Origin of the sequence: Aestuariivivens sp. NBU2969 (assembly GCF_019931125.1) — a bacterium.
GTDB classification, from domain to species: Bacteria; Bacteroidota; Bacteroidia; order Flavobacteriales; family Flavobacteriaceae; genus Aestuariivivens; species Aestuariivivens marinum.
The window spans coordinates 39,511-46,560 of record NZ_JAIOUU010000020.1 but is presented as its reverse complement, the minus strand read 5'-3'; the positions used below and the strand labels follow the sequence as shown (position 1 = coordinate 46,560).

The following is a 7,050-nucleotide window of genomic DNA, read 5'->3' as shown; positions in this document are numbered from 1 at the left end:
GACACCATCTTCAATAATCTCATATGTAGAATGGTTGAGGCTAAAGCTATAAATCAATCAAAATTGGTAGGTAACTAAATGCTGACCTCTACTAAATTATAGTAATACAAATCAAAAGAGCTAATGCTATTGAGGTTGTTTATTTAGAAGAGAAAATATACTTTCAAATTGTTAATGTTTGAAGAGGTAGTGAAAAATTATAAGATTTTAATGGTGATGGTAACCTAGATATTATTGCGGCTGGTAATTTGTATAATGCCGAAGTAGAAACACCAAGGAATGATGCTTCATATGGCCTATATATGCAAGGCGACGGTGAGGGTAATTTTAAAACTTTAATGCCTTATGAAAGTGGAATTTATTCTGTAGGTGAAGTTAGGCATATTAAAAAAATAAATATAAGTAATAAATCGAGCTACATCTTTGCCATTAACAATAATACCCCAATAGTTATTAGTAAAAATTAATTGTTTTATATAATAAAATATTTGTATTTCTAAAAAATAAATACTTATCAAGCAAAAAAAGTATCGTTAACTACAAATATTTTAGAGGGGTTTCAGTTACAAAATATTTTATTTTGAAGCTTAACTATAAATAAAAAATAATGAAATATTTAGCATGTATATGGGTCTTGTTTTTAGTGGTGTCTTGTACCCAAAAAAAGAATGAGTTATCCATTACATTTGGCGACCATGATTTAGTCTCTACCACATTGGCCAAGAGCTGGGATGAGGGCATCCCGTTGGGTAATGGTGTTATAGGTGCACTAATTTGGGAAAAAGAGGGGCGTTTAAGAATGTCGTTGGACCATGTAAACCTATGGGATTTACGCCCTATGGAAAATTTAAATACCCCAGAGTATAAATATGCCTGGGTTTACGAACAATGGAAAAATAATACTTATAAAGCCGTACAGGATATGTTTGATGTGCCTTACGACAGATCACCGGCACCTTCAAAAATCCCCGGAGCAGGACTCGAATTTAATATTGAAGCATTAGGAAAAGTTGACTCAACACGGCTATCGATTACCGATGCTGTTACTAAGGTAAACTGGGCTAATGGAACAGCATTTGAAGCATTTGTGCATGCTTCCGAGCAAATAGGCTGGTTCATGTTCAAAAATGTTCCCGAAGGATTTAAACCCGTACTTGTACCACCGGCCTATACCATAGCAGGTGAAAGTAAGGAAGATTCACCCGTTACAGGTCAGGATTTACGGCGGTTGGGCTATCCGGAAGGCCTAGTTGTGGAACAAGATAATGAGATCAATTATACCCAAGAAGGTTGGGGAGGTTTTAACTATAATGTTACTGTTACATGGCAACATAATGGTAACGATTTGGAAGGCTGTTGGAGCATATCGGCGCACTATCCAGAGTGGGAGAACGGGTCAACATCTAAAGACCTTGTAGCGCAGGCTTTACAAAGGGGGTATACTACAGACTTTAACACGCACAAAGCTTGGTGGACACAGTTTTGGTCAAAATCAGCCATCACCATTCCAGACCCCGTTATAGAAAAGCAGTGGCATTTGGAACAATATAAATTTGGATCGGCAGCACGTAATGGCGCACCACCCATATCGTTACAGGCCGTTTGGACTGCCGATAACGGCAAATTGCCACCATGGAAAGGTGATTACCATCACGATTTAAACACACAGCTAAGTTATTGGCCGGCATATTCTGGAAACCATCTGGATTTAGAGATAGGCTATCTGGAGTGGATGCTTAAACACAGGGAAACCTTTAAGACCTATACCAAAGATTATTATGAAGCCGAAGGTTTGGCGGTCCCCGGTGTTAGTACTCTAACGGGTGAACCTATGGGGGGTTGGATTCAATATGCTTTTGGACCTACAGTTTCAGGGTGGTTAAGCCAGCATTTTTATTTACATTGGCGTTACAGTATGGACAGGGACTTTTTAAAGAACAAGGCTTACCCATGGCTTAGTGAGGTGGCCATATTCTTTGAGGACATTTCAGTAAAAGGTGAAAATGGTTTACGAAAACTGCCCATTAGCGCCAGTCCGGAAATTTACAATAACAACAGAGAGGCTTGGTTTGGGGAAATGACTAATTTTGATTTGGCAGCAATACGTTGGACTTATGAAAAAGCGGCTGAATTGGCTTTGGAACTTGGAAAGGAAGAAGATGCGAAAAGATGGAACGATTTATTGCAAGAATGGCCTTCTTTCGCCATTCATGAAACAGAGGGCTTAATGTTGGCACCAGAGCATCGTTATGAAGAATCCCATCGTCATTTTTCACACCTAATGGCCTTTCACCCTTATGGTTTAATAGATTATTCAAATGGTGAAGATCATAAAACCATAGTGGATAATACCATTAACCATTTAACCGAAACGGGCTCGGATTATTGGACTGGGTATTCTTTTAGTTGGTTGGCCAATTTACAGGCTCGTGCTTTTGATGGAGAAGCAGCAGCCAATACCCTAAGAATATTTGCCGAAAATTTTTGCCTCCCAAACTCCTTTCACGTCAATGGAGAGCAATATAACAAAGGGTATTCTACGTTTAAATACCGTCCGTTTACTTTAGAAGGGAACTTTGCGTTCGCTTCGGCGGTTCAAGACATGTTAATTCAAAGTCATTCGGGTACTATACAACTATTTCCTGCCATTCCTAATGGTTGGGATAATGTTAGCTTTGAAACGTTACGAACACAAGGGGCATTCTTAGTCTCGGCTAAAAAAGAGAATGGCCAAATAACCCAAGTGCAGATAGTTTCAGATAAAGGAGAAGATCTTAAAATAAAGAATCCATTTGGAGATTCTAAGTTTAGCATTGATGCCGAATATGAGCTTGAAGATGACATTATTAAAGTAAGCACTTCAGAAAACCAGAAAATACATTTAGTACTTGATAAATAGTTGTTTTACATTGAGCAGAGCTAAAATAGTCATCTTACCATTAATAGTCTTTTTCTTAATGGCTTGTTCTAATTTGTATTCAAATGAAGCCGTTATTGATAATGAAAATTTTATTGGCTTACAGAATAAATCGTTGTCTGTAGTTTTCAATAAACAAAGCGGACAGTTGGTGTCCGTGACTAATAAGAACACAAACGACAACTATATTAAAACACCAAATGGGGGTAATATTTTTAGGTTTTTTGTGAATGCCAAAGCAATGCCTAGGTTAAAAGCGGGATCGCAGCATAATGATTATGGAGGTGTTATTATAGATCCCAGTACCTGTAAACTTGATACTTTTGAAATAATTAAAAAGGAAGTATCCAATGTACTTGTTTTAAATTACCTATTCGAAAATCTAAATGTTCAAATTAAGCTTCAGTTAGAGCTTTTTAATGATGCTAATAATTTTGATGCCCATATTGCAGTTACAAATGCAGGCAAAGAGTCATTCTCAGGCTACCTTGCCTTTCCATACCTTACGGGAATATGCATAGGTGAAGACAAGAGCGCAAATTTGGCAGTTAATATGTGGGATAGGGGATATCCAGGAGCTAAAGCATGGGAAAGGCCTTTGGGAGGTGTCTATGGGAAAGATGTATCCATGCAATGGCAAACGGTTTATGAAACTGAAGGAAAGCAAGGCCTTGCTTTTATAACTATGGATAAAGATTTTAGTAATAAAGTCTTATCTACATTTCCAGAAGGTGGGATGTCATCTTTGTATTTTGATCAAAAGGTTATTGAGCCAAGCAAAACAAATGCGTGGCCATCTGCCCGGTTTTTAGTATATAACGGCAACTGGAGAACAGCGGCAAAAGCTTATAATAATTGGTTTGATAACAATGTGCAGACACGAAATATACCAGAATGGTATAAAGAAGAGATCTCAACACGCTCAAGTACATGGTTTCCAACAAAAGAAACTGTTGCAGAAAACAAACAGGATTTTAATTCAAATTCATTTACATCATTTCAACAATTACACAGTTTGTTCAGTAATCCCATTTTTGGAAACGACATAAACGACTGTATGGAAATTGCCATGTGGAATGAAGGAGTAAATATTTGGCCTGATACCTATGGGCCATGGATGTCTTCTGGTTTTATAGATTATAGAAGTGATTTAGGAGGAGAGGAAGCCTTTAAAAAGGGTGTTGAGATATGCCATGCATATGGCCGAAGGGTAGGTATGTATGTAGCTGCCTACGGTGCAAGAACGACTAGTCCTATTTTTGAAGGGAATTGGGAACAATTTGCCATTAAGAACAGAAATGGTAAACCGGTGATGGATTATAGAAAAGGTAAAGAAATATACGGCGCATTCAACTGTCCAGGTTATAAGCCCTGGCAGGATAATTTAATTAGAATTTGTACTATGCTGGCAGAAGCTGGGGTAGATGAAATTAGGTTAGATGAATTTGGTTTTCCGTTTCGGCCTTGTTTTAATGAAGCACATGAACACAAAAGTCCCTTTAATGCCAACACATGGATGCGTGAATGTTTAAAACGTATTCGCGAAGCCACCGATAAGATAAACCCAGAACTTTTTCTTTCTACAGAGTTTTATATGGACTATTTTAATGAAAGTACTAACGGAGCATTGATTATGGACTGCCCAGGAAATGAGATTGATGCCATGAAAGTGGCTATGCCCAACTATGTACCGTTATCTTATCATGCCAGTTCGTCTGAGGCAGCTATCACTGGAGCGATTATGAGTAAAACAGAAAGCAGACGGAACAATTGGGCATGGGGAAATGTAGGTGTAGAAAAACCAGATGATTATAACGAAGATTTTGTAGTTAACTTAAGATGGCACGAATTACACCCAACATTTTCAGAAGCTGTAACCTATGGCGATGTGACTGAATGGGATCCCATAGCCGAAAATGACCCAAAATGGATGGGGCATGTATGGAAATCTAAAGATTATTGGGTGTTAACAGGTGGACATATTGATGCTACGCCATTACCCACCGCTGAGGTAAGGGTAAAATTACCTGAATTACCAGAGGCGATTAATAACGCCTATGAATTCAACGTTGAGACATTAGAAATGAGAGAAGTGCCCATCTTAAGAAAGGATGAAGAGGTTTATATCTCTTTACAATCTGCTGTTTCTGCAGTTTTATTCCCTTTTGAAAGTTGTGAACCCTTACCTATTATTGTGCAAAAAGGTGAAATTGATAAAGGAAACGAGAGTTTAGTAATTGAAGTTTCTCTTTTTGCCCCATGGAACAATGAAAAAACAAGCTATAATTTAGATAATATTTATTTGAATGCGCCCGGGTTTGAGGTAAGCAATAAGGTGGTCGACAAAGTTAAAACATTTATTATCCATAAAGGTGATACAATTCCAAAAGGAAATTATCACTATAGTGTTTTAGGTGATTGTATGAAAGTGAAAAGATGGTTTGAAGTTGTAAAGTAACAATGATTATATATAAATGAAAAATAATATGAAATTTTTTAAAAAAATCCTTTTGGTTGTTGCGGGTTGTATTTTGTTTGCTTGTGTAGAAAAGGAGACCTCACTTACCACTAACGATGTTAAGCTTAATTTAATTCCTCAACCAAATGCTATTAAAACTTACGCAGAAAAGTTTGTAATGGATGAGAGCACCGTTATTTATTATCCTGAATCTAATCAAGAATTAAAAAAACAAGCAGATGTAGTTAATGAAGTGATTTTTAACCAAACAGGTTTGAAATTACCATTAGAATCTTATGATAAGATTCCTCAAAAAGGGATAATAATAAGTCCATTAGAAGATAATGAATCCCTGACAACAGATGAGTCATATAAAATAGAAATAAATACAAAGAAGGTTTTATTTTTAGCTACCACGGTTAAAGGTTTATTTTATGCTATACAAACGTTTAGGCAACTTATACCCCTAGAAAACGAAAAGGATACTATAAAAATTACTTGTCTGGAGATTGATGATAAACCGAGACTCCCTTATAGGGGAATGATGCTTGATCCTGCAAGACATTTTCTACCAGCTAAGGATGTAAAAAAATATATTGACGCCATTGCTATGTATAAATTTAATACCCTGCACCTGCACCTTTCAGACGATCAAGGCTGGCGAGTAGAAATTAAAAAATATCCCAAACTTATGGAGTTGGCCACAGTAAGAAAAGAGACCGATGGCGATGGTGTGCCACATGGTGGGTATTATACGCAGGACGAGCTAAAAGATATTGTAGCCTATGCCAAAGAACGCTTTATAGAGGTCATTCCAGAACTGGATGTTCCGGGGCATAGCCAAGCCATGCTTGTAGCTTATCCGGAACTCACTTGTTTTCCCGATGATTTTGAAGTACGAACTACACCAGGGGTGTCTAAAAACCTGCTTTGTGCGGGTAACGACAAAGTGTTTGAATTTTATGGCAACGTCTATAGAGAATTGGCACCTATTTTTACTGCAGAGAAGTTCCATATTGGTGGAGATGAGGCACCATTGGATCATTGGAAAACTTGTCCCAAATGTCAAAAGAGGATTAAGGATAATAACTTAGAAAGTCCTCAACATCTTATGAGTTATTTTTTTGAACGAATAAGTGATACGCTAGCCAAACATGGCAAGACCCCACAAATTTGGTATGAGTTGGATGTGCCATTTTATCCAGAGACCAGTACCATGTATACTTGGCGCGGTGGTTTAACCCCAAAAACTATTGAAAAATCTAGGGAAATGGGGTATAAACTTATTTGCTCGCCTGGAGAACATGCCTATTTTGATTACCCGCAGGCCAAGGGAGAGGAAACCTGCGATTGGATGGCGTATTTGCCATTGGAGCAGGTATACAAACTCGATCCAGGGTACGGTTTGCCACAGGAAAAGCAGGCCCACATCATTGGGGTTGAAGCCACTATTTGGGGCGAATATGTAAAAGATATCAATAGGGCGTTTTATATGACCTTTCCACGGGCCATGGCCTTATCTGAAGCGGGCTGGACCCAAATGGATAATAGAGACTGGAATGATTTTAAATCTAGGCTTAAAAGGAATCTACAGATCTTGGAAAGAAAAGACATTAATTTTAGAGAGCCAAAAGAGTTGGCAAACGATGAATTTTATTTAAATAATTTTTAAAAA

At 37.7% G+C, this 7,050-nt stretch carries 3 protein-coding genes; all 3 read left to right on the top strand.

What is annotated here, in order from left to right:
- Positions 1-607 precede the first annotated feature (607 nt).
- From K7G79_RS12430 to K7G79_RS12420, 3 genes are read left to right on the top strand one after another with little or no spacing between them, the layout of a single operon-like run.
- Complete coding sequence (locus K7G79_RS12430) at positions 608-2,899, top strand: glycoside hydrolase family 95 protein (RefSeq protein WP_223551916.1); 2,292 nt, start codon at positions 608-610, stop codon at positions 2,897-2,899.
- 10 nt (positions 2,900-2,909) lie between these two features.
- Positions 2,910-5,375 (top strand): DUF6259 domain-containing protein, encoded by a 2,466-nt coding sequence (locus K7G79_RS12425; protein ID WP_223551915.1) that lies wholly within the window; start codon positions 2,910-2,912, stop codon positions 5,373-5,375.
- A gap of 28 nt (positions 5,376-5,403) precedes the next feature.
- Entirely contained in the window at positions 5,404-7,047 is a 1,644-nt protein-coding gene (locus K7G79_RS12420) for a beta-N-acetylhexosaminidase (protein WP_223551914.1), read from the top strand.
- The last annotated feature ends 3 nt before the right edge of the window (positions 7,048-7,050 follow it).

What these genes read in the sequence shown, in the direction of transcription:
- K7G79_RS12430 (WP_223551916.1), top strand. Translation starts at nt 608, where the DNA reads ATGAAATATTTAGCATGTATATGGGTCTTGTTTTTAGTGGTGTCTTGT.
- K7G79_RS12420 (WP_223551914.1), top strand. Translation starts at nt 5,404, where the DNA reads ATGAAATTTTTTAAAAAAATCCTTTTGGTTGTTGCGGGTTGTATTTTG.